The 23,580-nt window shown below is 66.1% G+C and carries 24 protein-coding genes; 17 read left to right on the top strand and 7 right to left on the bottom strand.

Translation table 11 applies throughout. The features are described from left to right. Genes lpxB through KU887_RS10690 form a run of 3 tightly spaced genes read left to right on the top strand, consistent with a single transcriptional unit; the run spans position 1 to position 2,590 of the window. Positions 1 to 1,170, top strand: a complete 1,170-nt coding sequence (gene lpxB / locus KU887_RS10700; RefSeq protein ID WP_006483810.1) for a lipid-A-disaccharide synthase — start codon at positions 1 to 3, stop codon at positions 1,168 to 1,170. Next, the gene (rnhB, locus tag KU887_RS10695; RefSeq protein ID WP_212126249.1) at positions 1,167 to 1,811 is read left to right on the top strand and encodes a ribonuclease HII; all 645 of its coding nucleotides are present in this window, start codon (positions 1,167 to 1,169) and stop codon (positions 1,809 to 1,811) included. Before lpxB ends, rnhB begins: the two co-directional genes overlap by 4 nt. Then, positions 1,808 to 2,590, top strand: coding sequence for an RNA methyltransferase (locus KU887_RS10690; RefSeq protein WP_034201586.1), 783 nt, complete (start codon positions 1,808 to 1,810; stop codon positions 2,588 to 2,590). The genes rnhB and KU887_RS10690 overlap by 4 nt, the downstream gene beginning before the upstream one ends. 99 nt (positions 2,591 to 2,689) lie before the next feature. Here the strand turns inward: KU887_RS10690 and KU887_RS10685 are convergent, their stop codons facing one another. Then, positions 2,690 to 3,505, bottom strand: coding sequence for a pyruvate, water dikinase regulatory protein (locus KU887_RS10685; protein ID WP_006483812.1), 816 nt, complete (start codon positions 3,503 to 3,505; stop codon positions 2,690 to 2,692). A 375-nt stretch (positions 3,506 to 3,880) separates the two neighbouring features. Here KU887_RS10685 and ppsA point away from each other — a divergent pair, with 375 nt between their 5' ends. From ppsA to KU887_RS10670, 3 genes are all read left to right on the top strand, one after another. Further along, entirely contained in the window at positions 3,881 to 6,283 is a 2,403-nt protein-coding gene (ppsA, locus tag KU887_RS10680; RefSeq protein WP_006483823.1) for a phosphoenolpyruvate synthase, read from the top strand. A 210-nt stretch (positions 6,284 to 6,493) separates the two neighbouring features. Next, a complete protein-coding gene (locus tag KU887_RS10675; RefSeq protein ID WP_060211367.1) occupies positions 6,494 to 6,928 on the top strand; it encodes an NfeD family protein in 435 nt (144 codons plus the stop codon). A gap of 33 nt (positions 6,929 to 6,961) precedes the next feature. Further along, positions 6,962 to 7,897 (top strand): SPFH domain-containing protein, encoded by a 936-nt coding sequence (locus KU887_RS10670; protein ID WP_058901576.1) that lies wholly within the window; start codon positions 6,962 to 6,964, stop codon positions 7,895 to 7,897. Positions 7,898 to 8,049: 152 nt separating this feature from the next. Here the strand turns inward: KU887_RS10670 and smpB are convergent, their stop codons facing one another. Beyond that, positions 8,050 to 8,496 (bottom strand): SsrA-binding protein SmpB, encoded by a 447-nt coding sequence (smpB, locus tag KU887_RS10665; RefSeq protein ID WP_006478511.1) that lies wholly within the window; start codon positions 8,494 to 8,496, stop codon positions 8,050 to 8,052. Between the two features lie 99 nt (positions 8,497 to 8,595). On the opposite strand from smpB, the gene KU887_RS10660 reads away from it, so the two are divergent. After that, on the top strand, positions 8,596 to 9,033 hold the full coding sequence (locus KU887_RS10660) for a type II toxin-antitoxin system RatA family toxin (protein ID WP_006483809.1): 438 nt from the start codon (positions 8,596 to 8,598) through the stop codon (positions 9,031 to 9,033). Between the two features lie 4 nt (positions 9,034 to 9,037). Next, on the top strand, positions 9,038 to 9,361 hold the full coding sequence (locus tag KU887_RS10655; RefSeq protein WP_006478513.1) for an RnfH family protein: 324 nt from the start codon (positions 9,038 to 9,040) through the stop codon (positions 9,359 to 9,361). A 42-nt stretch (positions 9,362 to 9,403) separates the two neighbouring features. Here KU887_RS10655 and KU887_RS10650 read toward each other — a convergent pair whose 3' ends face one another. From KU887_RS10650 to KU887_RS10640, 3 genes are all read right to left on the bottom strand, one after another. Next, positions 9,404 to 10,369, bottom strand: coding sequence for a DMT family transporter (locus tag KU887_RS10650; RefSeq protein ID WP_006483819.1), 966 nt, complete (start codon positions 10,367 to 10,369; stop codon positions 9,404 to 9,406). Between the two features lie 121 nt (positions 10,370 to 10,490). After that, positions 10,491 to 11,177 carry a DUF5074 domain-containing protein gene (locus tag KU887_RS10645; RefSeq protein WP_034178530.1) on the bottom strand — a complete coding sequence of 229 codons (687 nt, stop codon included), beginning with the start codon at positions 11,175 to 11,177 and terminating at the stop codon, positions 10,491 to 10,493. Positions 11,178 to 11,208: 31 nt separating this feature from the next. Continuing rightward, positions 11,209 to 12,429 (bottom strand): hypothetical protein, encoded by a 1,221-nt coding sequence (locus KU887_RS10640; RefSeq protein ID WP_059720675.1) that lies wholly within the window; start codon positions 12,427 to 12,429, stop codon positions 11,209 to 11,211. Positions 12,430 to 12,543: 114 nt separating this feature from the next. Between KU887_RS10640 and KU887_RS10635 the strand changes: the two genes are divergently transcribed. From KU887_RS10635 to KU887_RS10610, 6 genes are all read left to right on the top strand, one after another. Beyond that, positions 12,544 to 13,308 carry a DUF899 domain-containing protein gene (locus KU887_RS10635; protein ID WP_006484794.1) on the top strand — a complete coding sequence of 255 codons (765 nt, stop codon included), beginning with the start codon at positions 12,544 to 12,546 and terminating at the stop codon, positions 13,306 to 13,308. 28 nt (positions 13,309 to 13,336) lie between these two features. Next, positions 13,337 to 14,146 (top strand): DUF2182 domain-containing protein, encoded by an 810-nt coding sequence (locus KU887_RS10630; RefSeq protein ID WP_258250054.1) that lies wholly within the window; start codon positions 13,337 to 13,339, stop codon positions 14,144 to 14,146. 280 nt (positions 14,147 to 14,426) lie between these two features. Continuing rightward, positions 14,427 to 15,887 carry an IMP dehydrogenase gene (guaB, locus tag KU887_RS10625; RefSeq protein WP_006488752.1) on the top strand — a complete coding sequence of 487 codons (1,461 nt, stop codon included), beginning with the start codon at positions 14,427 to 14,429 and terminating at the stop codon, positions 15,885 to 15,887. A gap of 6 nt (positions 15,888 to 15,893) precedes the next feature. After that, positions 15,894 to 16,502, top strand: a complete 609-nt coding sequence (locus KU887_RS10620; RefSeq protein ID WP_012492688.1) for a hypothetical protein — start codon at positions 15,894 to 15,896, stop codon at positions 16,500 to 16,502. Positions 16,503 to 16,609: 107 nt separating this feature from the next. Next, positions 16,610 to 18,229 carry a glutamine-hydrolyzing GMP synthase gene (guaA, locus tag KU887_RS10615; protein ID WP_006495569.1) on the top strand — a complete coding sequence of 540 codons (1,620 nt, stop codon included), beginning with the start codon at positions 16,610 to 16,612 and terminating at the stop codon, positions 18,227 to 18,229. 308 nt (positions 18,230 to 18,537) lie between these two features. Beyond that, positions 18,538 to 19,740 (top strand): site-specific integrase, encoded by a 1,203-nt coding sequence (locus tag KU887_RS10610; protein ID WP_059031226.1) that lies wholly within the window; start codon positions 18,538 to 18,540, stop codon positions 19,738 to 19,740. Between the two features lie 84 nt (positions 19,741 to 19,824). On the opposite strand, the gene KU887_RS10605 is transcribed toward KU887_RS10610, so the two are convergent. Further along, positions 19,825 to 20,088, bottom strand: coding sequence for an AlpA family transcriptional regulator (locus KU887_RS10605; protein ID WP_059031240.1), 264 nt, complete (start codon positions 20,086 to 20,088; stop codon positions 19,825 to 19,827). 79 nt (positions 20,089 to 20,167) lie between these two features. After that, entirely contained in the window at positions 20,168 to 21,148 is a 981-nt protein-coding gene (locus KU887_RS10600; RefSeq protein ID WP_227893453.1) for a LuxR family transcriptional regulator, read from the bottom strand. A 91-nt stretch (positions 21,149 to 21,239) separates the two neighbouring features. Between KU887_RS10600 and KU887_RS10595 the strand changes: the two genes are divergently transcribed. From KU887_RS10595 to repC, 3 genes are read left to right on the top strand one after another with little or no spacing between them, the layout of a single operon-like run. After that, a complete protein-coding gene (locus tag KU887_RS10595) occupies positions 21,240 to 21,473 on the top strand; it encodes a plasmid-related protein (RefSeq protein ID WP_033996783.1) in 234 nt (77 codons plus the stop codon). Positions 21,474 to 21,476: 3 nt separating this feature from the next. Next, positions 21,477 to 22,355, top strand: coding sequence for a helicase RepA family protein (locus tag KU887_RS10590; protein ID WP_062739161.1), 879 nt, complete (start codon positions 21,477 to 21,479; stop codon positions 22,353 to 22,355). Further along, positions 22,345 to 23,214 carry a replication protein C, IncQ-type gene (repC, locus tag KU887_RS10585; RefSeq protein ID WP_062739216.1) on the top strand — a complete coding sequence of 290 codons (870 nt, stop codon included), beginning with the start codon at positions 22,345 to 22,347 and terminating at the stop codon, positions 23,212 to 23,214. Before KU887_RS10590 ends, repC begins: the two co-directional genes overlap by 11 nt. The last annotated feature ends 366 nt before the right edge of the window (positions 23,215 to 23,580 follow it).

Here is a 23,580-nt window from a genome sequence, read left to right as displayed (position 1 = left end):
ATGCCGCTCCCGACCAATCAGCTCCGGCTCGCGATGGTGGCTGGCGAGCCGTCGGGCGACCTGCTCGCGGCGTCGCTGCTCGGCGGGCTGCGCGAGCGGCTGCCCGAATCGGCCCAGTATTACGGGATCGGCGGGCAGCGCATGATCGCGCAGGGCTTCGACTCGCACTGGCAGATGGACAAGCTGACCGTGCGAGGCTATGTCGAGGCGCTGGGCCAGATTCCCGAGATCCTGCGGATTCGCGGCGAACTCAAGCGCCAGCTGCTCGCCGAGCGGCCGGACGCGTTCATCGGCGTCGACGCCCCCGATTTCAACTTCAGCGTCGAACAGGCCGCGCGCGACGCGGGCATCCCGTCGATCCACTTCGTGTGCCCGTCGATCTGGGCGTGGCGCGGTGGCCGGATCAAGAAGATCGCGAAGTCCGTCGATCACATGCTGTGCCTGTTTCCGTTCGAACCGGCGATTCTCGACAAGGCCGGCGTCGCCTCGACCTACGTCGGCCACCCGCTGGCCGACGACATCCCGCTCGAACCCGACACGCACGGCGCGCGCATCGCGCTGGGTCTGCCGGCCGACGGCCCCGTGATCGCGGTGCTGCCGGGCAGCCGGCGCTCGGAGATCGCACTGATCGGCCCGACGTTCTTCGCGGCGATGGCGCTGATGCAGCAGCGCGAGCCCGGCGTGCGGTTCGTGATGCCGGCGGCGACGCCCGCGCTGCGCGAGCTGCTGCAGCCGCTCGTCGACGCCCATCCGCAACTCGCATTGACGATCACCGACGGCCGCTCACAGGTCGCGATGACGGCCGCCGACGCGATCCTCGTGAAGAGTGGCACCGTCACGCTGGAAGCCGCGCTGCTGAAGAAGCCGATGGTGATCTCGTACAAGGTGCCCTGGCTGACCGGGCAGATCATGCGCCGGCAGGGCTACCTGCCGTATGTCGGCTTGCCGAACATCCTGGCGGGGCGCTTCGTCGTGCCCGAGCTGCTGCAGCATTTCGCGACGCCCGAGGCGCTCGCCGATGCGACGCTCACGCAGCTGCGCGACGACGCGAATCGCCGTACGCTGACCGAAGTGTTTACCGAAATGCATCTTTCGCTGCGGCAGAACACGGCCGCGAAGGCGGCCGAGGCCGTCGTGCGCGTGCTCGAGCAACGCAAGGGGCGCGCATGACCGCCGTCCGTGCACCGCGCCGCAGCGCGCCGAGCGACGGGCAGGGCGGTTTCGATTTCAGCCGCCCGGACGAGATCGTGTGCGGCGTCGACGAAGCGGGCCGCGGCCCGCTCGCGGGGCCGGTGGTGGCCGCCGCGGTGATCCTCGATCCGGCGCGGCCGATCGACGGGCTCGACGATTCGAAGGTGCTCTCCGCGAAGAAGCGCGACCTGCTGTACGACCTGATCGTCGCGCGTTCGCACGCGTATTGCGTCGCGTCGGCGAGCGTCGACGAGATCGATACGCTGAACATCCTGCACGCGACGATGCTCGCGATGAAGCGAGCCGTGGAAGGGCTGTCGGTGCTGCCGACGCTCGCGCAGATCGACGGCAACCGCTGCCCGACGCTGAGCGTGCGTGCCGAGGCGATCGTCAGCGGCGACGCGCTCGTGCCGAGCATCTCGGCCGCCTCGATCCTCGCGAAAGTCACGCGCGACCGCATGCTGGTCGACCTGCACGAACGCTTCCCGGTGTACGGCTTCAACGTGCATGCGGGCTACGGCACCGCGAAACACCTCGCCGCATTGCGCGAACATGGCCCGTGCGAAGCGCACCGGCGCTCGTTCGCGCCGGTTCGTGCGGCGCTTGATCTGATTCGATGAAAAGCATCACTTCCCGCGACAACCCGCTGTACAAGCGCCTGAAGGCGCTCGCGGGTTCGACGCCCCAGCAGCGCCGCAGCGGCCAGGCGCTGCTCGAAGGTTTCCATCTCGCGAGCGCGTATCTCGACACGGGTGCGACGCCCGAGCTGTGCGTCACGACCGAAGGTGCGCTTGGCCATGCCGAGGCGCAGGCGATCGTCGCGCGTATCGACGCGCAGCGGATCGTCACGCTGCCGGACGCGTTGTTCGGACAGTTGTCGAACGTCGTCAACGGCGTCGGCTTCCTGCTGCTGGTCGATCGGCCGGCGCACCCGCTGCCCGCGCGCGTGACGGAGACGTCGGTCGTGCTCGACGGCGTGCAGGACGCCGGCAATGTCGGCTCGATCCTGCGCAGCGCGGCGGCGGCCGGCGTGCGTCATGTGTTCTGCGCGCCGGGGACGGCCTACGCGTGGTCGTCGAAGGTGCTGCGCTCGGGCATGGGTGCGCATTTCCTGCTGTCGATCCATGAGGACGTCGATGCCGGCGAGCTCTCCGGACGCCTCGCCGTACCGGTCGCGCTGACCGACTCGCACGGCGCGCAGGCCGTCTACGACTGCGACCTGTCGGCGCCCGTCGCATGGGTGTTCGGCAACGAAGGCGCAGGCGTGTCGGCCTTCTGGCGCGATGCGGCCACGCATCGCGTGACGATTCCGCAGCCGGGCGGAATGGAGTCGCTGAACGTTGCCGCGGCAGCAGCGGTGTGTCTGTTCGAGCAGGTGCGGCAGCAGCGGCCGGCGTGACGCCGCATGCGCGGCAGGTGCCGTAATACGAAAAAGGCCGCGTTCGACGCGGCCTTTTTGCTTTGGGCGGCGGCCAGACGGCCGCCAGCGCACCGACGCTCAGTACGACTGCCGGTCGAGACGGATTTCCTGCAGGATCGTCGTCGCGATTTCCTCGATCGACTTGTGCGTGGACGACAGCCACTTGATCCCTTCGCGACGCATCATCGCTTCGGCCTCGTTGATCTCGTAGCGGCAGTTCTCGGGCGCCGCGTACTTGCTGCCCGGCCGGCGCTCGTTGCGGATCTCCGACAGGCGCTGCGGGTCGATCGACAGCCCGAACAGCTTCTCGCTGTACGGCGACAGCGCCGACGGCAGCTTGCCGCGCTCGAAATCTTCCGGAATCAGCGGATAGTTGGCCGCCTTCACGCCGTACTGCATCGCGAGGTACAGGCTCGTCGGCGTCTTGCCGCTGCGCGACACGCCGACGAGGATCACGTCGGCTTCCGACAGGTTGCGGTTCGACTGGCCGTCGTCGTGCGCGAGCGAGAAATTGATCGCCTCGATCCGCGTCTTGTATTCCTCGGTGTCCGCGTTCTGGTGGCCGCGGCCCATCGCATGGCTCGACTTGAGCTCCAGTTCCTGCTCGAGCGGTTCGACGAAGCGCTGGAACATGTCGAGCACGAGCGCGTTCGAGCGTTTGACGATGTCGTTCGACTCGCTGTCGACGAGCGTCGTGAACACGATCGCGCGACGGCCGTCGTGCACGGCGGCCTCGTTGATCTTCTCGACGGTCGCATAGGCCTTGTCGAGCGAGTCGACGAACGGCACGCGCACGAGGCGGAATTTCTGGTCGAACTGGGAGAGGATCGAATGCGCGAAGGTTTCGGCAGTGATCCCGGTGCCGTCGGAGACGATGAATACGGTAGGCAGCATGAATCTGGGCGTCGAGCGTGAAGGGCGGTTGCGCGGGCGGCTGGAGGTTCGCCTCCAGACCCAGTGACAAGGTCGCGCCACATCCGGCAGCCGGCACGGTAGAATAGCGGCAACCTGTTGGATAAGCAATTGCGGGGGCGGGGCGCGAACGGCGCCCGTGGCTGGGCCGCGCGATTCCAGAATTCCCGGCAAGTCTGGCGATTTGTCTGCAAATATCGCCCTTCTGCCGGGATTTTTGCAAATCGGGTCGGAAGATTTTCGCCGCTGCGAGTGTTTATCTAACAGGTTGCGCAAGACGCGCCGCGCCTTTTTGCAAGCGCCCGCGTTCGAGCCCACTTGCGCGATCGAGCATTTTTTTCACACTTAGGGGCTTGTATGACTAACGCAGCAAACGTCGCAAAGGACCAGGCGTATGTAATTCCGTTCGAGCAGTTGCGGATGACCGATGTGGAGATCGTGGGCGGCAAGAATGCGTCGCTCGGCGAGATGATCAGCCAGCTTTCCGAAGCAGGCGTTCGCGTACCCACCGGTTTCGCCACGACCGCGCTCGCGTTCCGCGATTTCCTCAAGCACAACGACCTCACCGATCGCATCGCCAAGCGTCTCGAGTCGCTCGACATCGACGACGTGAAGGCGCTCGCCGAAGCCGGCGCCGAAATCCGCAAGTGGATCGTCGACGCACCGCTGCAGCCGCGCCTCGAGCAGGAAATCCGCGCGCAGTTCGAAGTGCTGAAGAACGGCTCGCCGAGCGAGCTGTCGTTCGCCGTGCGCTCGTCCGCAACCGCGGAAGACCTGCCCGACGCATCGTTCGCCGGCCAGCAGGAGTCGTACCTGAACGTCGTCGGCATCGAGGACGTGCTCGACCGCATGAAGCACGTGTTCGCGTCGCTGTACAACGACCGCGCGATCTCGTATCGCGTGCACAAGGGCTTCACGCACGCCGAAGTCGCGCTGTCGGCCGGCGTGCAGCGCATGGTCCGCTCGGACGTCGGCGCCGCCGGCGTGATGTTCACGATCGATACCGAATCGGGCTTCAAGGACGCCGTGTTCATCACGTCGAGCTACGGCCTGGGCGAAACCGTCGTGCAGGGCGCGGTGAACCCGGACGAGTTCTACGTGTTCAAGACGACGCTCGCGCAGGACAAGTACCCGATCATCCGCCGCTCGATCGGCTCGAAGCTGATCAAGATGGAATTCACGCAGCCGGGCGAACCGGGCCGCGTGAAGACGGTCGACGTGCCGCACGAGCAGCGCAACCGCTACTCGATCACGGATGAAGACGTGATCGAGCTGGCGAAGTACGCGGTCATCATCGAGAAGCACTACCAGCGTCCGATGGACATCGAGTGGGGCAAGGACGGCCGCGACGGCAAGATCTTCATCCTGCAGGCGCGTCCGGAAACGGTGAAGAGCCAGGCAACCGGCAAGGCCGAGCAGCGCTTCAAGCTGAAGGGCCAGTCGCAGGTGCTCGCGACGGGTCGCGCGATCGGCCAGAAGATCGGCGCGGGCCCCGTGCGCGTGATCCAGGACCCGTCGGAAATGGAACGCGTGCAGCCGGGCGACGTGCTGGTGGCCGACATGACCGACCCGAACTGGGAGCCGGTGATGAAGCGTGCGGCGGCGATCGTCACGAACCGTGGCGGCCGCACCTGCCACGCGGCGATCATCGCGCGTGAACTCGGCGTGCCGGCCGTCGTCGGCTGCGGCGATGCGACCGACATCCTGAAGGACGGCGCGCTCGTCACCGTGTCGTGCGCGGAAGGCGACGAAGGCAAGATCTACGACGGGCTGCTCGAGACGGAAGTCACGGAAGTGCAGCGCGGCGAACTGCCGGAAATCCCGGTCAAGATCATGATGAACGTCGGCAACCCGCAGCTCGCGTTCGACTTCTCGCAACTGCCGAACGGCGGTGTTGGCCTCGCGCGTCTCGAGTTCATCATCAACAACAACATCGGCGTGCACCCGAAGGCGATCCTCGAGTACCCGAACATCGACCAGGACCTGAAGAAGGCGGTCGAGAGCGTTGCGCGCGGTCACGCGTCGCCGCGCCAGTTCTACGTCGACAAGCTGACGGAAGGCGTCGCGACGATCGCGGCGGCGTTCTATCCGAAGCCCGTGATCGTGCGTCTGTCCGACTTCAAGTCGAACGAGTACAAGAAGCTGATCGGCGGTTCGCGTTACGAGCCGGACGAGGAAAACCCGATGCTGGGCTTCCGCGGCGCGTCGCGCTACATCGCCGAGGACTTCGCGCAGGCGTTCGAGATGGAATGCCGTGCACTGAAGCGCGTGCGTGACGAGATGGGCCTGACCAACGTCGAGATCATGGTGCCGTTCGTGCGGACCGTGAAGCAGGCGGAGCGCGTCGTCGGCCTGCTCGAGAAGTTCGGCCTGAAGCGCGGCGAAAACGGCCTGCGCCTCGTGATGATGTGCGAAGTCCCGACCAACGCGATTCTCGCCGAGGAGTTCCTGCAACACTTCGATGGTTTCTCGATCGGCTCGAACGACCTCACGCAGCTCACGCTCGGCCTCGACCGCGATTCGGGCATGGAGCTGCTGGCCGTCGACTTCGACGAACGCGACCCGGCCGTCAAGTTCCTGCTGAAGCGGGCGATCGATACCTGCCGCAAGATGGGCAAGTACGTCGGGATCTGCGGCCAGGGCCCGTCCGATCACCCGGACTTCGCGCAATGGCTGACGGACGAAGGCATCGTGTCGATCTCGCTGAACCCCGACACGATCATCGATACGTGGCAGGCGCTCGCCGCCAACCGCAAGTAACGATTCGTGATGCAACTTCGGCGAAAGGGCGGTCCGCCGCACTTTCGTTGAAGGCAAAATGCAAGGTTCGTGCTATAAACACCCCGGTAAGCACCGGGGTGTTTTTTTTCGTCGGTACTCGCCGGGCTGTCCCAAGCGTGCCGACCGCTTCGCACAGCTGCGAGCGCAACGAATATAGTGAGCATCGGGGACGTTTTTCTGGAGACCACAATGATGTCGGGGCATCTCTTCTGGTGGGTCGGGGTCGGCGTGCTGGTCGTGGCCGAATTGCTGACCGGTACGTTCTATCTGCTGATGATCGCGCTCGGCTTTCTCGCCGGCGGGCTGTTGCAACTGGCCGGTTTCGCGCCGCACGTGCAGTTCGGCGCGGCGGCCGCGGTCGCGATCGTCGCGATGATCGTGCTGCGCCGCTCGGGGCTCGGTCGCAAGCAGAAGCGCGACACGTCGACGAATCCCGACGTCAATCTCGATATCGGCTCGACCGTCACGGTCGACGCGTGGCGTGACGGCCGCGCACGCGTGCAGTATCGCGGCGCCGACTGGGACGTCGAACTCGCGGCCGGCGAGCGCGACGATGCGCACGTGTACCAGGTGAGCGCCGTGCGCGGCAATTGCCTCGTGGTCGTGGCGAAACCCGCGGGCTGATCGTCCGCTGATACAACAAGGAGGGAATATTTCATGGATTCGCTGATCATCTGGGTTGTCCTGCTCGTCATCGCGATCGTGATCGTGTCGAAGACGGTGAAGATCGTGCCGCAGCAGCATGCATGGGTGCTCGAGCGCTTCGGGCGCTACCACGCGACGTTGTCGCCCGGCCTCAATATCGTGCTGCCGTTCGTCGATCGCATCGCGTACCGGCACGTGCTGAAGGAAATTCCGCTCGACGTGCCGAGCCAGGTCTGCATCACGCGCGACAACACGCAGTTGCAGGTGGACGGCGTGCTGTACTTCCAGGTGACCGATCCGATGAAGGCATCGTATGGATCGAGCAACTTCGTGCTGGCGATCACGCAGCTCGCGCAAACGACGTTGCGCTCGGTGGTCGGCAAGCTCGAACTCGACAAGACGTTCGAGGAACGCGATTTCATCAACCACAACATCGTGTCGGCGCTCGATCAGGCCGCGGCGAACTGGGGCGTGAAAGTGCTGCGCTACGAGATCAAGGACCTGACGCCGCCGAAGGAGATCCTGCACGCGATGCAGGCGCAGATCACCGCGGAGCGCGAAAAGCGTGCGCTGATCGCCGCATCCGAAGGTCGCAAGCAGGAGCAGATCAACCTCGCGTCGGGTGCGCGCGAAGCCGCGATCCAGAAGTCGGAAGGCGAGCGGCAGGCCGCGATCAATCAGGCGCAGGGCGAAGCCGCCGCGATTCTGGCGGTGGCCGAGGCGAACGCGCAGGCGATCCAGAAGATCGCGAGCGCGATCCAGTCGCAAGGCGGGATGGATGCGGTGAACCTGAAGGTCGCCGAGCAGTATGTCGGCGCGTTCTCGAATCTCGCGAAGCAGGGCAACACGCTGATCGTGCCGTCGAACCTGTCGGATCTCGGCACTGCAATTTCGTCGGCGCTGACGATCGTCAAGAGCGCGGGCGCGGCGCCGGTCGCGAAGGGCTGAGCCCGAAATCGATGCGCGCGCGGTTGCCGCGCACGCATCGTCGTGCGGCGAATCGTCGCGCGGCCGGGCGACCCGCCGCGCGATTCAGGCAGTTCAAAGCAACACGGCCCGCTTCGAGCGGGCCGTGTCGTTTGCGATGCGCGCGGGGTGTGTCAGGTGCCGGCGCGCATGATGCGTGCCTTCTCGCGTTCCCAGTCGCGTTTCTTCTCGGTTTCACGCTTGTCGTGCAGCTTCTTGCCCTTCGCGAGCGCGATGTCGCACTTCACGCGGCCGCCCTTGTAGTGGAAGTTCAGCGGCACGAGCGTGTAGCCGCGCTGCTCGACCTTGCCGATCAGCTTCTTGATTTCCTCGCGGTGCAGCAGCAGCTTGCGCGTGCGCACCGGGTCGGGCTTGATGTGCGTGGAGGCTTCGGGCAGCGGGCTGATATGGGTACCGATCAGGAAGATCTCGGCGTTCTTCACCACGACGTAGCCTTCCTTGATCTGGCCGCGCCCGGCGCGCAGCGCCTTGACTTCCCAGCCCTCCAGCACGAGCCCCGCCTCGTAGCGCTCCTCGATGTGATAATCGAAGTGCGCTTTCCTGTTGTCGATGATGCTCATGAAAGGATCGGGCCAACTCGTTTAAAATCACGATTTTAGCAAAGCAGGGCGGGAATCGCCCGGCTTGGCGTTCCCACTTTAAGCGATGCCGCGCGATTTATGGCAGATGTCCAGAAAACCGTATTGATCCGCCACTCGGCGGAACAGATGTTCGACCTCGTCACCGACGTGGCCGACTACCCCAATTTCCTGCCCTGGTGCGGCGGTGTCGAGATTCGCCGTCAGGACGAGAGCGGGATGGAAGCGCGCATCGACATCAACTTCAAGGGCATCAAGCAGCATTTCGCGACGCGCAACACGCAGCAGCGTCCGACCCGGATCGACATGGAGTTCGCGGACGGGCCGTTCAAGAAGTTCACGGGCTCATGGCGCTTCATCCCGCTGCGTGCCGATGCGTGCAAGATCGAATTCGCGCTGCACTACGAGTTTTCGAGCATCCTGCTCGAGAAAATCATCGGGCCGGTGTTCAGCCACATCGCGAACACGTTCGTCGATTCGTTCGTGAAGCGCGCCGATCAGCGCTACGGGAAGGGGTGACGCGATGCTGTCGATCGAAGTCTGCTACGCACTGCCGGACCGCCAGACGCTGATTCCGCTGTCGCTGCCCGAAGGCGCGACCGTGCGTTCGGCCATCGATGCGAGCGGCGTGCTCGCGCTGCACCCGGAGATCGATCTCGCGCACGCGAAGACGGGTGTCTACGGCAAGCTCGCGCCGCTCGATGCGCCGCTCGTCGATCACGATCGCGTCGAGATCTACCGCCCGCTGATCGTCGATCCGAAGCTCGCGCGCCAGCGGCGCGTCGACAAATCCCGCCGCGCCGGCTCGATCGAGGGCCGCAAGTGGATGCACAAGGACGCGCGCTGACGCGCGGTTCGCTCGGATTGGTCTGATCAAACGCCGCGGCGCTCAGTGCGCCGCGGCGTTTGCATTTGTCGATGCGCTGCCCGGCGTGTCGCCGTGCCGTCGCACCGAGCCGTACACGCCGGCGAGCAGCAGTACGAGCGCGGCGATCTCGAGCGCGTGCGGCATCCGCTGGTCGTACACGAACGCGTACAGCATCGCGAACACGGTTTCGAACACGATCAACTGGCCCGACAGTGTGAGCGGCAGCCGCTTCGACGCGGCATTCCACAGCCCGTTGCCGAGCCACGACGCGCCGATCGCGAGCACGAGATTCAGCAGCCAGAACAATTGCCAGCGCGATGCCGGGACGGCCGCCTGCACCGTGCCGGCGGGCACTGCGAGGATCGCGAGCCAGCAGAGCCCGCCGATCAAACCCGTCACGACACCCCACAGCACCGACCATTCGTTGCCGCCGAAGCGATGATGGCGCTGCAGGTAGCGCGCGTTCGCCACCGCATACCAGGTCCAGCTCGCGAGCGCGCCCGCCGCGCAGGCGATGCCCGCGAGCTTCTGGGCGAGCGTCGTGGCGTGCGCGGCTTCGGACGTGAACAGGTCGACGTTGATGCAGACGATGCCCGCGATCACCAGCGCGAGCGGGGCGGCGAGCCGCCGCAGCGGCACGGCGCCGTGGTCGCCGAGGCCCGCGAGCGTGACGGTCACGGGCAGTACGCCGACGATCAGGGAGCTGGGCGCGATGCCGATCAGGTGCACGGCGCCGGACAGCAGCATGTAATACGCGACGTTGCCGACGACGGCGAGCTTCACCAGTGCGACGAGATCCTCGCGGGTCAGCCGCGCGAGCAGCGAGCGGGCGGCCGGCAACGCGGCCGCGAGCGACACGAGTCCGTACATCGTATAGCGGCCGGCGCTCAGCAGCAGCGGCGAAAAATCGGTCAGCAGCCGCGGCACGAGAAACACCATGCCCCACAGGGCGCCTGCCAGGACACCGTACACCACGCCGCGCTGCATCGACCGCTCCGAACAAATGATTGACGTGCGCGCATCTTAGCGATGCCGTCGCGGCGGCGTCTTGTTCATTTCTGCACTCGGCGCAGGGCGGCGCGTCCTGGCAGCGTGGGCGCGCGGTGGATCAGCCGTCCGCCGGATCGGGTGTCGCCGCCGTGCCGTCGCCGTCGGCATGCGTGCGCGCCGGGCGGCGCACGGCGCGCAGCTTGCCGCTGTTGCCGCCGCCGCAGTAGAAGCGGTCGTGACCGTCGGATTCGAGCCCCGAGACGCCGACGCCGGCCGGCATGTCGATCTGCTCGAGCACCTGGCCCGTGCGCGGATCGATGCGCCGCAGGTCGCTCTGGTCGCCTTCCCACGTGCCATGCCACAGCTCGCCGTCGACCCACGTCACGCCGGTGACGAAGCGGTTCGATTCGATCGTGCGCAGCACGGCGCCCGATTGCGGATCCACCTGATGAATCTTGCGTTCGCGGTACTGGCCGACCCACAGCGTGCCTTCCGCCCACGCGAGCCCCGAATCGGCGCCGCCGCCGGGCGCCGGGATCGTCGCGAGCACGCGACCCGATTCGGGGTCGATCTTCTCGATGCGGTCCTCGACGATCTGGAACAGGTGGCGACCGTCGAACGCGGTGCCCGCGTGCGCGGCGACGTCGAGCGAACGGACCGTCGTGCCGCGCTCGGGGTCGAGCGCGTTCAGCTTGTCGCCGGACGCGTACCACACGTGCTGCCCGTCGAACGTGACGCCGTGCACGCCGTCGACGCCCGGAAACGGACCGTACTCGTGAAGGATGTCTGCAGTGGAGCGTTTCATGTTCGTCACCTCGTCGTTCGATGCGGCCATCCTAATCTCCCGGCAGCGCAACCGGGAGTAACAAGGTCGTCGCGAATCCGGGCAGCGGCGGCGTCAGCCAGCGGCGCGCGCGTGCGCGGCCGAGCGCCTGTACCTTGCCGGTTTCCGCGAGCGAATCGAGCGCGCGCTGCACCGTGCGCTGGCTGGCGCCGAGCGCAAGCGCCAGCGCGGAACTCGACCACGCTTCGCCGTCGGCGAGGAGCGCGAGCACGGCCGCATGGCGATCGTCGACCGGGCGCGCGAGGACGACGGTTTCGCGCACGCCGAGCGGTTCGAGCGCGAAGCCGCGCGGCGTCGCGACGACGTTCGCGAGCGGGCGCAGCACCGCCCGCAGCCGGCCGATCTCGACGCGCAGCCGCGCGCGATGCGATTCGTCCGCCTGTTTCGCGCGGAACGCGGCGGCGACGAGCGCGTTTCTCGACACGTCGGCCGGCCACGCCTCGCCGAGCGCACGGGCGAGCACGAACAGCACCGGGCGGCGCGCGAGCGACACGGTCGTGCGCGCATCGCGCACCGTGTGGCGGCACGCGTCGACGACGAGCGCATTCGATTCGAACAGCGTCTCCACTTCGTCGAGCGGCACGAGCCGCGACGTGCCGCGTGCGATGAGCCGGGCGGCCGGTGCGTCGAGCACGCGCGCCGCGGTGTCGACCTCGGCCGTCAGCGCGGCAATGCCGGCGGCGCGGGCGGCCGCGCGGGCACGGGCAAGCGCCGCACGGGCTGCGTGCGTGCGGATGCGGCGCATCGCGATGCCGGCCGCGATCAATTCATGGGCGGCGCGCGACGCGGGCGGCAGCGGTGCGGGATCGAGATGCGCCAGCAGCTGCTCGGCCTCGTCCAGATGGCCGATCAGCAGCAACCGGCGTACCCCGAGATAGCGGGCATGCGCGGCGTTCGCGCGGTCGCCGTGTGCGTCGAGCGTCGCGCAGGCCGCCTCGAGCGCACGCGTCGGCCAGCGCAGGTCGCGCGACGCGAGCGCGATGTCGGCTTCCGCGACGACGCAGCGCGCCCGTGCAACCGCTTCCTTCGCACCGAACGCACGCGCGGCGCCGCGGACGAGCGCGCGCGCGCGTTCGAAATCGCCGAGCTGCGCGAGCGCGATCCCGCGCAGTGCGAGCGCCGGCGCATCGTCGCGCAGCGCGACGCGGTTCAGCGCACCGAGCGCGTCACCGGCCGCGAGCGCGCGCGCGGCCGCCGTGATCAGCGAATCCATCCGAATCCCGACACAGTTGTCACTCCCTCCGGTCCGATGCCCGGCACTAATCTAGCACCACGCACACGGCCCCGTACGCCGTGCCCGGATACCCATCGGAAGGAGGAACCCGCAATGACGACCCATCTCACCGGAACCCGCGACGAATGGCTGGTCGAACGCCGCGCGCTGCTCGACGCGGAAAAGGCGCTGACGCGGCAAAGCGACGAACTCGCGCGGCGGCGCCAGGCGCTGCCGTGGGTGCGCGTCGACAAGACTTACCGGTTCGATACCGAGGCAGGGCAGGCGACGCTCGACGACCTGTTTCGCGGCCGTTCGCAACTGCTGGTCTATCACTTCATGTTCGGCCCCGACTACAAGGCCGGCTGCCCGTCGTGCTCGGCGCTCGCCGACGGCTTCGACGGCTTCGCCGTGCATCTGGCGCACCACGACGTGACGCTCGCGGCCGTGTCGCGCGCGCCGCTCGCGAAACTGCTCGCGTACCGGCAGCGGATGGGGTGGACGTTCCCGTGGGCGTCGTCGGTCGGCAGCGATTTCAACTTCGACTTCAACGTGTCGTTCACCGAAACGCAGCAGCGCGCGGGCGACGTCGAATACAACTACGCGCGGGCCGGTCACGCGATGGACATGGATCCGCCGCCGGCGCCCGTCGTGCAGTTCGCGGCCACGTGCGGCACCGACGCGGTCACGTATTCGCTCGACCGGCCGGGGATGAGCGCGTTCGTGCGCGAGGATGGCGCGATCTATCACACGTATTCGACCTACGCGCGCGGCCTCGACGGGCTGTGGGGGATGTACCAGTGGCTCGACCGCGCGCCGCGCGGACGCAACGAGGCCGGCCCGTGGTGGCGTCGTCACGATGAGTACGCGCGCGGCTGAGCGGGCCGGCCACGGACGGGCGCGCGCGATGATACGAACGACCACCGGTGAGGCGGCCGCCGATCCGCGCGCATTCGGCGCGGCGGTCGCGGCCGTGTTCGCGGTCGCCGCGGCGGCGACGCTGGCCCAGCACACGTCGATGGCGGCGATGGGCGGCGAGCCGATGACCGGCGGCTGGATGGCCTCGGCCGCCTGGTTGCGGCCGTGCGGCCAGAGCGCCGGGCGCGCATTCGCGGCGTTCGCCGGAATGTGGGGCGCGATGACGGTGACGATGATGCTGCCCGTGCTCGCGCCGATGCTCTGGTGCTACCGCCAGCGCATCGGTCCGGCGGCGGCGGCGCGGTCGGCCTGGCTCGTCGTCGTCGCGGGCGCGGGGTATTTCTCGGTCTGGATGGCGCTCGGGGCACTCGTGTTTCCGGCCGGCGCGGTGCTGACGACGGCCGCCGCCCGGCTGCCGGCGCTTGCCTGTGCGATGCCGGTCGCGGCGGGCGTCGTCGTGCTGGCCGCGGGTGCGTTGCAATTCTCCGCGTGGAAGGCGCGCCGGCTGGCGGGTTGCCGGCACGCGGCGGCACATGGCGTGCACCCGTCGCGGGTGACGGTCGTCACGGCGTGGCGGTACGGCGTGCGCGCCGCGATCCGGTGCGGCGCGTGTTGCGGGAACCTGATGGCCGTCGCGCTGGCGGCCGGCATGATGGATCTGCGCGTGATGGCCGTCGTGACGGTCGCAATCGCCGCCGAACGCGCTGCGTCGATCGGCGGGCGCGTCGCGCGGATCGTCGGTTGCGGGGTGGTGGCGGGCGGCATGGCGATGATCGCCCGTGCGGCCGGGCTGGCGTGAGGCAGGGCGGGCAAGCCGCTTCGGCGGGGCGCCGGGCCGTGCGCGCGGCCGCCGCCGTCGCGGCCGTGTGGCCCCGCCGCGACACGGACACTCGCCGCCCGGCGGCCGGTTGCGCGAATGGCGCGATGCGGCGGTGAAACGAAAGGCGATCGAAAACGAACCGAACGGCGATCCGAACGATTCGGCCCCCGAACGGCCGAAACCGGCTAAGCCGTTGTTCGTGTTGTGAAAATTCGCGGCGCTTCGCGTATAATTCGCTTTTGCGCCCATAGGATTTGCCATGCGTCTGATCCAAAAAGCACTCACTTTCGATGACGTGCTCCTCGTTCCCGCCTTCTCCGACGTTCTCCCGCGCGACACCAGCCTCAAGACCAAGCTGACCCGCAACATCTCCCTGAACATGCCGCTCGTGTCCGCCGCGATGGACACGGTCACCGAAGGTCGCCTCGCGATCGCGATGGCGCAGCAGGGTGGCGTCGGTATCGTCCACAAGAATCTCACGCCGGCCGAACAGGCCCGCGAAGTCGCGAAGGTCAAGCGTTTCGAGTCGGGCGTCGTCCGCGACCCGATCACGGTGCCGCCGCAAATGAAGGTGCGCGACGTGATCGCGCTGTCGCGCCAGCATGGCATCTCGGGCTTCCCGGTCGTCGAAGGCCCGCAACTGGTCGGCATCGTCACGAACCGCGACCTGCGTTTCGAAACGCGCCTCGACGAGCCGGTCAAGTCGATCATGACGCCGCGCGAGCGCCTCGTCACGGTCAAGGAAGGCACGCCGCTCGCCGAAGCGAAGGCGCTGATGCACAGCCACCGCCTCGAGCGCGTGCTGGTCGTCAACGACGCGTTCGAACTGCGCGGCCTGATGACCGTCAAGGACATCACGAAGCAGACCGAACACCCGGACGCGTGCAAGGACGAACACGGCAAGCTGCGCGCAGGCGCGGCGGTCGGCGTCGGTCCGGACAACGAAGAGCGTGTCGAGCTGCTGGTGCAGGCCGGCGTCGACGTGATCGTCGTCGATACCGCGCACGGCCACAGCAAGGGCGTGCTCGAGCGCGTGCGCTGGGTCAAGCAGAACTTCCCGCACGTCGAGGTGATCGGCGGCAACATCGCGACGGCCGCCGCCGCGAAGGCGCTGGTCGAATACGGCGCGGACGCGGTCAAGGTCGGTATCGGCCCGGGCTCGATCTGCACGACGCGGATCGTCGCGGGTGTCGGCGTGCCGCAGATCAGCGCGATCGCGAACGTCGCGGAAGCGCTGAAGGGCACCGGCGTGCCGTGCATCGCCGACGGCGGCGTGCGCTTCTCGGGCGACGTGTCGAAGGCCCTCGCGGCCGGCGCGAACGCCGTGATGATGGGCAGCATGTTCGCCGGCACCGAAGAGGCGCCGGGCGACGTGTTCCTGTACCAGGGCCGCCAGTACAAGTCGTACCGCGGCATGGGTTCGGTCGGTGCGATGAAGGACGGCGCGGCTGACCGCTACTTCCAGGACAATTCGGCGAACATCGACAAGCTCGTGCCGGAAGGCATCGAAGGCCGCGTCGCGTACAAGGGTTCGGTCAACGCGATCCTGTTCCAGCTGGTCGGCGGCGTGCGCGCGAGCATGGGCTACTGTGGTTGCAAGACGATCGACGAGCTGCACGAGAAGGCCGAATTCGTCCAGATCACCGCGGCGGGCATGCGCGAGTCGCACGTGCACGACGTGCAGATCACGAAGGAAGCGCCGAACTACCACGTGGACTGAGCGCCGATGAAACCGCTGCTGCGAGCCGTGCTGATCGTCGACGCCGTGCTGCTGCTGGCGTTCGGCGTGCTGTTCGTGCTGACGCCCTGGCAGGCGCTGTTCAATGCGCTGCAACTGGCGAACATCCAGCCGGCGATGCTCGGCCAGGCGTTCGGCATCGCGCTGCTCGGGCTCGCGTGGCTCGCGTTTCATGCGGCGTTCAACGGTGATCTCACGGCGCCCGTCGCGCGCTCGGTCGGCCATGTGTACTGGCTGACCGGTGTGTTGACGGTCGTGTGGTCGATCGGCACCGGCAACGGGCCCGCGCTCGCGGCCGCCGGCCGGGTGCTGTCGGCCGTGGCCGGGGTCGCGCTGATCGTGCTGGGCCTCGGCGGCGTGCGGCTCGCATCGGCCGTGCGCCGGCGCGAGAAAGCGCAGGCGCTCGAGGCGCGCGCACCGGCGCAGCGGCCGGCCGAACCGGCGATGGCGCCGGCGTCGGCGCCTGCCGCGCAGCGTGTCGAGCCGGTCGTCGGCCGTCCCGTGGCGCCGGCCGGATCGTCGCCGGCCTCGTCCGGTTCCCGCGCATCGTCGGGCGGCGGCGTCGCCCTCGACGAACGCCCGCCGATGCAGGATTGACCGGCGATGCGTCGCGCGTGCCGCCTGCCGCCCGACGCCGCTGTCCATGCTTTTGACGCAGCGCTCGATGCGCTGCTTTTCTTATTCTCTTCATCCCGTCCGCAGCCATGCACGACAAAATCCTGATTCTCGACTTCGGTTCGCAAGTCACCCAACTGATTGCACGGCGCGTGCGTGAAGCGCACGTCTACTGCGAAATCCATCCGAACGACGTGTCCGACGACTTCGTCCGCGAGTTCGCGCCGAAGGCGGTGATCCTGTCGGGCAGCCACGCGAGCACGTACGAAGACCACCAACTGCGCGCGCCGCAGGCCGTATGGGATCTCGGCGTGCCGGTGCTCGGCATCTGCTACGGCATGCAGACGATGGCCGTGCAGCTCGGCGGCAAGGTCGAGTGGAGCGACCATCGCGAATTCGGCTATGCGGAAATGCGTGCGCACGGCCATACGCGCCTGCTCGACGGCATCGAGGATTTCACGACGGCCGAAGGCCACGGGATGCTGAAAGTCTGGATGAGCCACGGCGACAAGGTTGCCGAGCTGCCGCCGGGCTTCGCGCTGATGGCGTCGACGCCGAGCTGCCCGATCGCCGGCATGGCCGACGAGGCGCGCGGCTACTACGCGGTGCAGTTCCACCCGGAAGTCACGCACACCGTGAAGGGCCGCCAGATCATCGAACGCTTCGTGCTGCAGATCGCCGGCGCGAAGCCCGACTGGATCATGAAGAACCACATCGAGGAAGCCGTCGCGAAGATTCGCGAGCAGGTCGGTGACGAGGAAGTGATTCTCGGCCTGTCGGGCGGCGTCGATTCGAGCGTCGCGGCCGCGCTGATCCATCGCGCGATCGGCGATCAGCTGACCTGCGTGTTCGTCGACCACGGCCTGCTGCGCCTGAACGAAGGCAAGATGGTGCTCGACATGTTCGAGGGCCGCCTGCATGCGAAGGTCGTGCACGTCGATGCATCCGACCAGTTCCTCGGCCATCTGGCCGGCGTGACCGATCCGGAAGCGAAGCGCAAGATCATCGGCCGCGAGTTCGTCGAGGTGTTCCAGGCCGAGGCGAAGAAGCTGTCGAAGGCGAAGTGGCTCGCGCAGGGCACGATCTACCCGGATGTGGTCGAATCGGGCGGCACCAAGACGAAGAAGGCGACGACGATCAAGAGCCACCACAACGTCGGCGGCCTGCCGGAAACGCTCGGCCTGAAGCTGCTCGAGCCGCTGCGCGACCTGTTCAAGGACGAAGTGCGCGAGCTGGGCGTCGCGCTCGGCCTGCCGCCGGAGATGGTGTACCGCCATCCGTTCCCGGGCCCGGGCCTGGGCGTGCGGATTCTCGGCGAAGTGAAGCGCGAGTACGCGGACCTGCTGCGCCGCGCGGACGCGATCTTCATCGAGGAACTGCGCGGCACGACGGCAACCGCGCAGGATGCGGCTGCCGGCCTGTGCGGCGAGGCCGACGTCGGCAAGAGCTGGTACGACCTGACGAGCCAGGCGTTCGCGGTGTTTCTGCCGGTCAAGTCGGTCGGCGTGATGGGCGATGGCCGGACGTACGACTATGTGACGTCGCTGCGCGCGGTGCAGACGACCGACTTCATGACCGCACACTGGGCGCACCTGCCGTACGCGCTGCTCGGTCGCGCGTCGAACCGGATCATCAACGAAGTGCGCGGGATCAATCGTGTGGTGTACGACATCTCGGGGAAGCCGCCGGCGACGATCGAGTGGGAGTGATTCGGCGTCTGGCACTGGCTGGCATCTAGTAGCACGAAAACACACCTAAGCCCGCGTCACTGCGGGCTTTTTTGTGATTTCGTTCGGCACCGCCTGGCAACATTTGGCATCGCCAAGCACCGTTTTTTCATGGCATGATGGATGGCATTGAATGCTTCTATGCCATGAGACTGTCGCCGATACCATGCAACCACCTTGCGGATGTGCATGGTATTGAAATTGCGTAACACAATGATTTTATTGTTGTTTTGCGCCAGGATTGGCCGGTTTTCGGATCGTGGTATTTGAGCTGAATCAGGGCGAGAACCATGTTGACCGATACCAAGCTGCGCAACCTCAAGCCGAAGGACAAGCTCTACAAGGTGAATGACCGTGACGGCCTCTATGTAGCCGTCACGGCCGCCGGAGCGATCTCGTTCCGCTACAACTACTCGATCCACGGTAGGCAGGAGACCATCACCTTCGGCCGCTACGGTGTCGGCGGCATCACCTTGGCGGAAGCCCGCGAGCGATTGGGTGAGGCCAAGAAGATGGTCGCGGCCGGGAAGTCACCGGCCAAGGAAAAGGCGCGGGACAAGGCCCGCGTCAAGGACGCGGAGACGTTCGGGGCCTGGGCGGAAAAGTGGCTGCGCGGCTACCAGATGGCCGACTCCACCCGCGACATGCGCCGCTCGGTCTACGAGCGCGAGCTGAAGCCGAAGTTTGGCAATCAGAAGCTGGTGGAGATCACCCACGAAGACCTGCGCGCGCTGACCGATGCCATCGTCGAGCGCGGCGCGCCGGCGACGGCCGTGCATGTCCGCGAGGTGGTGCTCCAGGTCTATCGCTGGGCTATCGAGCGCGGCCAGAAGGTCGAGAACCCGGCCGAGCTGGTGCGCCCGACGACCATTGCCAAGTTCGAGCCGCGCGACCGTGCGCTGACGCCCGACGAGATCGGCCTGATGTACCAGTACATGGAGCGCATCGGCACAGCGCCATCCATTCGGGCGGCGGCCAAGCTGCTGCTGTTGACGATGGTGCGCAAGAGCGAGCTGACCAACGCGACCTGGAGCGAGATCAATTTCAGCGACGCGCTTTGGACGATCCCGAAGGAGCGGATGAAGCGGCGCAATCCGCACCTGGTGTTCCTGTCCCGGCAGGCGCTGGACATCTTCATTGCCCTGAAAACCTTCGCGGGGGGATCGGACTACGTGCTTCCGTCGCGGTATGACTCGGACTTACCCATGAGCAGCGCCACGCTTAACCAGGTGCTGACGCTGACGTATCGGCTGGCGCAGAAGGAAGGGAAGTCGCTCGCCAAGTTCGGGCCACATGACTTGCGGCGCACGGCCAGCACGTTGCTGCATGAAGCCGGCTACAACACGGACTGGATCGAGAAGTGCCTGGCGCACGAGCAGAGAGGCGTCAGGGCCGTCTACAACAAGGCCGAGTACCGCGAGCAGCGCACGGCGATGTTGCAGGACTGGGCGGACATGATCGACGAATGGACGCTGAGACGGCCGAAGGCGTAAGCCAGAGAAAGGCAGGTTAGGCAGCGCCGCCCGAACATCGAGGCATGGCCTCGGGTTTCATTGACACTTGAGGGGCGCAGCGTTTTAGCCGCTAAAAGGGGCAGCAGAGCCGCCGGCCACGGCAGACGGAGTGAAGCCAGGGCGCATGGCCTGAGTGCCCGACGACTTCCGCGCCTCGATCCATCCCTCGACCTCGGCCAAGTCCCAGGCGACGTTTCGGCTGGTGAGTGCGATCCGGCGCGGAAACTCCCCGCGCTGCTCCATGTTGAAGATCGTGCGCTCAGACAGCGGGATCATCGCCAGTAGCTTCTTCCGATTAATGAGCGTCTTGCTTGCCGTTGCCTGCATCCCCTGGCCTCTTTCAGTCACTTGCGAACATGTGCCTGATGGTGCCTGGCAATGCGGATTGTTTCGTCCTATTAGTTGGTCAATTAGGTTGACGCCGTGAGCGCGGCTTTGTACTCAAGCGGAACATTGCGGGGATCGCCGCCAGCGCCTTCGATACCGCCTGGCGCTCGATGCCGAGCTTTCGCGCAATCTCCGACTGATTGAGTCCAGACCATTGGAGCATCAGCATCTGCTTCTTGCGGTCCGATAGCTTCGAGTCCACCATCAGCCGTGCTTGATTGCGCAGCTCTGCCTTGTCCGCCGGCTGTAAGGTCTGGCCCGCGACATAGTGGAAGAAGTAGCTGTCAACCAGTTGATCGCCCGATTTCACTTGGGCAGTGGCCGGCTTCGCGCATTGCTGGGTGAGTCTCGCCAGTTCGAGGTCGAATTGCGCGAGGGATCGCCTTGCTTGTCTGTAGACAGGGTTCCATGCGCCGCTCGGCAATTTAGGCCGGTGATCCAGGCAATACAGGCTGCTTAGTCGAAGCTTTTCCTCTGGATCGTCCGCCTTCGGATCATCGCTCCCGCCGGCGAATGAGGTCAGCTCGGCGAGTGATCCGCAGAACCGGCAGAACCCCTGGAGGCGTTCGCCATTCAGTCGGGTGTCGCGCACCTTTGACTTCGTCGGCCGTTTGCAGGCGCAGTCCCATACAAGCCCGATCAACGATTCGAGTGTTGCAACAAACCGCCGATCTCTTGGCGTCTGCCTATCCTCCGTTTTGATGAACTGGCGCAGCAACTGCCGCTGCATGCGAACCATCGCATCAAGTCCAACCAGTCGAATGATTCCGCTGAAGCTCACCCCTGTTCCTGCTCCGGGGATATGGCCCAAGTAGCGTTGTGGCAGCGTCGCCGTGTACGCAGCCACGGCGGGGTCAATGAGTTCCTGTAACAGCCCAACGATGGGGTAGCGCCGCGAGGAGGCGGAATACGGCCGCCAGCGATCCTCAAACTGCCCGATGGCTTCCGAGACAGTGGGGTCGCAGCCTTCCCAGATGAGAATGGTTGGATCGTTCTTCATGTCAACCATTTTGGACAACTAATAAGATGTAGGCAACCCCCAATAACGCCTAACCTTCGTAGCAATTCAGTTGATAACGGAGGTTTACGCAATGACGATAGAAGACACGCTACTGCAACGCTTCGGCCCGCTGCTGAGCATGGCACAGCTCGCCTCCGTCCTGGATCGATCACCGGATGGCCTGCGGGTCAGCTTGCGCACGACGAGTGAATGGGCGGGGCGAATCAACAAGGCTCGCTTGAAGATCGGTCGGCGCGTCTACTTTCGAACCTCGCAGATCGCCGAGGTGCTGAGCGACGAATCCCTGTACGGAACGGGGAACTGAGTCGTGGCGATTGACGTCCTGGCTGCGTTCGAGTGCGAACCGCCGGTGCTGGACTTCATATGGCCGGGCTTCCTAGCGGGAACCGTGGGCGCGCTCGTTGCTCCAGGAGCCACCGGTAAGAGCTTCTGGGCGCTAGAAGCGGCCATGAGCATCGCATGCAGTGTTGCCGGCGGCGACCTTGTGGGCCTTGCCCCCGCACACACCGGGCGCGTGGTCTATCTGGCCGGAGAAGACCCGCCGCCCGCGCTTGTCCGGCGCATCCACGCCATCGGCCAGCACCTCGGGCATACAGCCCGCCAAGCCATCGGCGAGAACCTCGTGCTTGAGCCGATCATGGGCAAGCGCCTGGACATCATGAAAAAGGCCCACTTGCGCCGCGTTATTGAGGACGGTGCCGGGGCGCGCCTGATCGTGCTGGACACCCTGAGCCGCATTCACACGCTCGATGAGAACAGCAACGGCAACATGGCCCACCTCGTGGCCGTGCTGGAGCACGTTGCGGCCACTACGGGCGCATCCGTGCTCTACCTGCACCACGTCAGCAAGGGCAGCGCCCGCGAAGGGCAGACCGACCAGCAGCAGGCCGCGCGTGGCGCGTCCGCGCTGATCGACAACGCCAGATGGTGCGGTTACGTCGCCCGTATGACCGAGGATGAGGCCAAGCGCCTCAGCGATCGCGCCCATGATCGGCAGCCCATAGGCAGTGATCGGCGCGGCTACTTCGTGCGTTTCGGCGTCAGCAAGCAGAACTACGACGCCACACCGCTTGATCGCTGGTACATGCGGCACGCCGGCGGAGTGCTGGTGCCGGTGGAGCTGTATGAGGCCAGCAGGAATGAGGAAAAGGGACGTGATGGTCGGAGGCGAGGCGATGGCTTTTGACCTCACACATGCCAGGCACGACCCAATGCACTGCTTGGTCCCCGGCTTGTTCCGCAGTCTCAAGCGCGGTGAACGGAAGAAGCTCAAGCTCGATGTGACGTATCACTACGCCGAGAATGAGCAAGCGCGGTTCGTCGGCTTCGAGCCTCTTGGTGCAGATGACATGCGGCTGCTGCAAGGTCTTGTGGCTCTTGGAGGGCCGAAGGGCATCATCCTGACGCCAGAGCCAACAGCGGACTTGCCGAGGCAACTCCGTCTATTCCTTGAGCCGAAGTTCGATGCGGCAGGGCAGGATGCGCTTGTCGTGCGCGAGAGCATGACAAGCCTGCTATCCGAAATCGGCTTGACCGATGGCGGCGACAACATCAGGGCGATCAAGGCGTGCTTGCTGCGCATGGCAAACGTGACGGTGGTGGTCACCAAGGGAAGCCGGCAAAGGTCTTTTCACCTGATGAGCTATGCCTTCGATGAGGAGGACGGACGGCTATTCGTCGCGTTGAATCCTCAGATTGCAGAGGCAATTCTTGGTCGGCGCCCGTACACCCGCATCGAAATGGCCGAGGTGCGAGCGCTCCAAACCGACCCGGCTCGCCTGATTCATCAACGGCTGTGCGGCTGGATCGACCCTGGCAAGGCCGGGCGCGCAGAACTCGATACGCTTTGCGGTTACGTCTGGCCGGACGAAGCGAACGCTGAGGCCATGAAGAAGCGCCGGCAGAAGGCTCGCAAGGCCCTGGCCGAGCTTGATGCCGTGGGCTGGAAGGTGAACGAGTATGCGGAAGGAAAGTGGGAAATCGGGAGGCCGAAGCCCGTAGCAACGTTCCCCAGTCTCCGTAGCAACGTTCCCCGCCACCCGTAGCAACGTTCCCCGCCCAGAACTGGAAAACACAGTAACGGCGCGGGCTTGCGGCCAGTTCGCAAATTCCATCCATGATCTTCCAAGATCATCCACTAGGCGCGGCATTTGCCGCCGCCCTGTAGGGCGACGCCAAGCCCTTGCCGATGGTCGGCCTTCGGCCGATGAGTTGTACGCCAAAAGGGAAGGCAGTCTGATCGCCTCTTTTTAGCGGCTAAAACGCAGCGCCCCTCAAGTGTCTATAGACTGGTGTTGTATGTTGTAGCGCGCTACAACATACAACAGTTCCAATTCGGTATCACGGTCGCAACTGGGCTCCCTTCTTGTTCGCGCTCATCAAGCTGCGCATCCGTCATCTTCAGCGCGGTT

This window comes from Burkholderia sp. EMB26 (genome assembly GCF_024730645.1).
GTDB classification, from domain to species: Bacteria; Pseudomonadota; Gammaproteobacteria; order Burkholderiales; family Burkholderiaceae; genus Burkholderia; species Burkholderia cenocepacia.
Note: the sequence above shows the minus strand (reverse complement) of the source record. Positions and strands in the feature narration are given on the sequence as shown.

Bases quoted from the DNA above. Each gene is read 5' to 3' on its own strand.
- KU887_RS10640 (WP_059720675.1), bottom strand. From the start codon at position 12,429: ATGGATTCGCTGATCACGGCGGCCGCGCGCGCGCTCGCGGCCGGTGAC.
- KU887_RS10635 (WP_006484794.1), top strand. From the start codon at position 12,544: ATGACGACCCATCTCACCGGAACCCGCGACGAATGGCTGGTCGAACGC.
- KU887_RS10690 (WP_034201586.1), top strand. From the start codon at position 1,808: ATGAAAAGCATCACTTCCCGCGACAACCCGCTGTACAAGCGCCTGAAG.
- KU887_RS10620 (WP_012492688.1), top strand. From the start codon at position 15,894: ATGAAACCGCTGCTGCGAGCCGTGCTGATCGTCGACGCCGTGCTGCTG.
- KU887_RS10605 (WP_059031240.1), bottom strand. From the start codon at position 20,088: ATGCAGGCAACGGCAAGCAAGACGCTCATTAATCGGAAGAAGCTACTG.
- KU887_RS10600 (WP_227893453.1), bottom strand. From the start codon at position 21,148: ATGAAGAACGATCCAACCATTCTCATCTGGGAAGGCTGCGACCCCACT.
- KU887_RS10655 (WP_006478513.1), top strand. From the start codon at position 9,038: ATGCTGTCGATCGAAGTCTGCTACGCACTGCCGGACCGCCAGACGCTG.
- KU887_RS10660 (WP_006483809.1), top strand. From the start codon at position 8,596: ATGGCAGATGTCCAGAAAACCGTATTGATCCGCCACTCGGCGGAACAG.
- KU887_RS10685 (WP_006483812.1), bottom strand. From the start codon at position 3,505: ATGCTGCCTACCGTATTCATCGTCTCCGACGGCACCGGGATCACTGCC.
- lpxB (WP_006483810.1), top strand. From the start codon at position 1: ATGCCGCTCCCGACCAATCAGCTCCGGCTCGCGATGGTGGCTGGCGAG.
- rnhB (WP_212126249.1), top strand. From the start codon at position 1,167: ATGACCGCCGTCCGTGCACCGCGCCGCAGCGCGCCGAGCGACGGGCAG.
- KU887_RS10675 (WP_060211367.1), top strand. From the start codon at position 6,494: ATGATGTCGGGGCATCTCTTCTGGTGGGTCGGGGTCGGCGTGCTGGTC.
- KU887_RS10595 (WP_033996783.1), top strand. From the start codon at position 21,240: ATGACGATAGAAGACACGCTACTGCAACGCTTCGGCCCGCTGCTGAGC.
- repC (WP_062739216.1), top strand. From the start codon at position 22,345: ATGGCTTTTGACCTCACACATGCCAGGCACGACCCAATGCACTGCTTG.
- KU887_RS10645 (WP_034178530.1), bottom strand. From the start codon at position 11,177: ATGAAACGCTCCACTGCAGACATCCTTCACGAGTACGGTCCGTTTCCG.
- KU887_RS10670 (WP_058901576.1), top strand. From the start codon at position 6,962: ATGGATTCGCTGATCATCTGGGTTGTCCTGCTCGTCATCGCGATCGTG.
- smpB (WP_006478511.1), bottom strand. From the start codon at position 8,496: ATGAGCATCATCGACAACAGGAAAGCGCACTTCGATTATCACATCGAG.
- guaA (WP_006495569.1), top strand. From the start codon at position 16,610: ATGCACGACAAAATCCTGATTCTCGACTTCGGTTCGCAAGTCACCCAA.
- KU887_RS10630 (WP_258250054.1), top strand. From the start codon at position 13,337: ATGATACGAACGACCACCGGTGAGGCGGCCGCCGATCCGCGCGCATTC.
- KU887_RS10650 (WP_006483819.1), bottom strand. From the start codon at position 10,369: ATGCAGCGCGGCGTGGTGTACGGTGTCCTGGCAGGCGCCCTGTGGGGC.
- KU887_RS10610 (WP_059031226.1), top strand. From the start codon at position 18,538: ATGTTGACCGATACCAAGCTGCGCAACCTCAAGCCGAAGGACAAGCTC.
- ppsA (WP_006483823.1), top strand. From the start codon at position 3,881: ATGACTAACGCAGCAAACGTCGCAAAGGACCAGGCGTATGTAATTCCG.
- guaB (WP_006488752.1), top strand. From the start codon at position 14,427: ATGCGTCTGATCCAAAAAGCACTCACTTTCGATGACGTGCTCCTCGTT.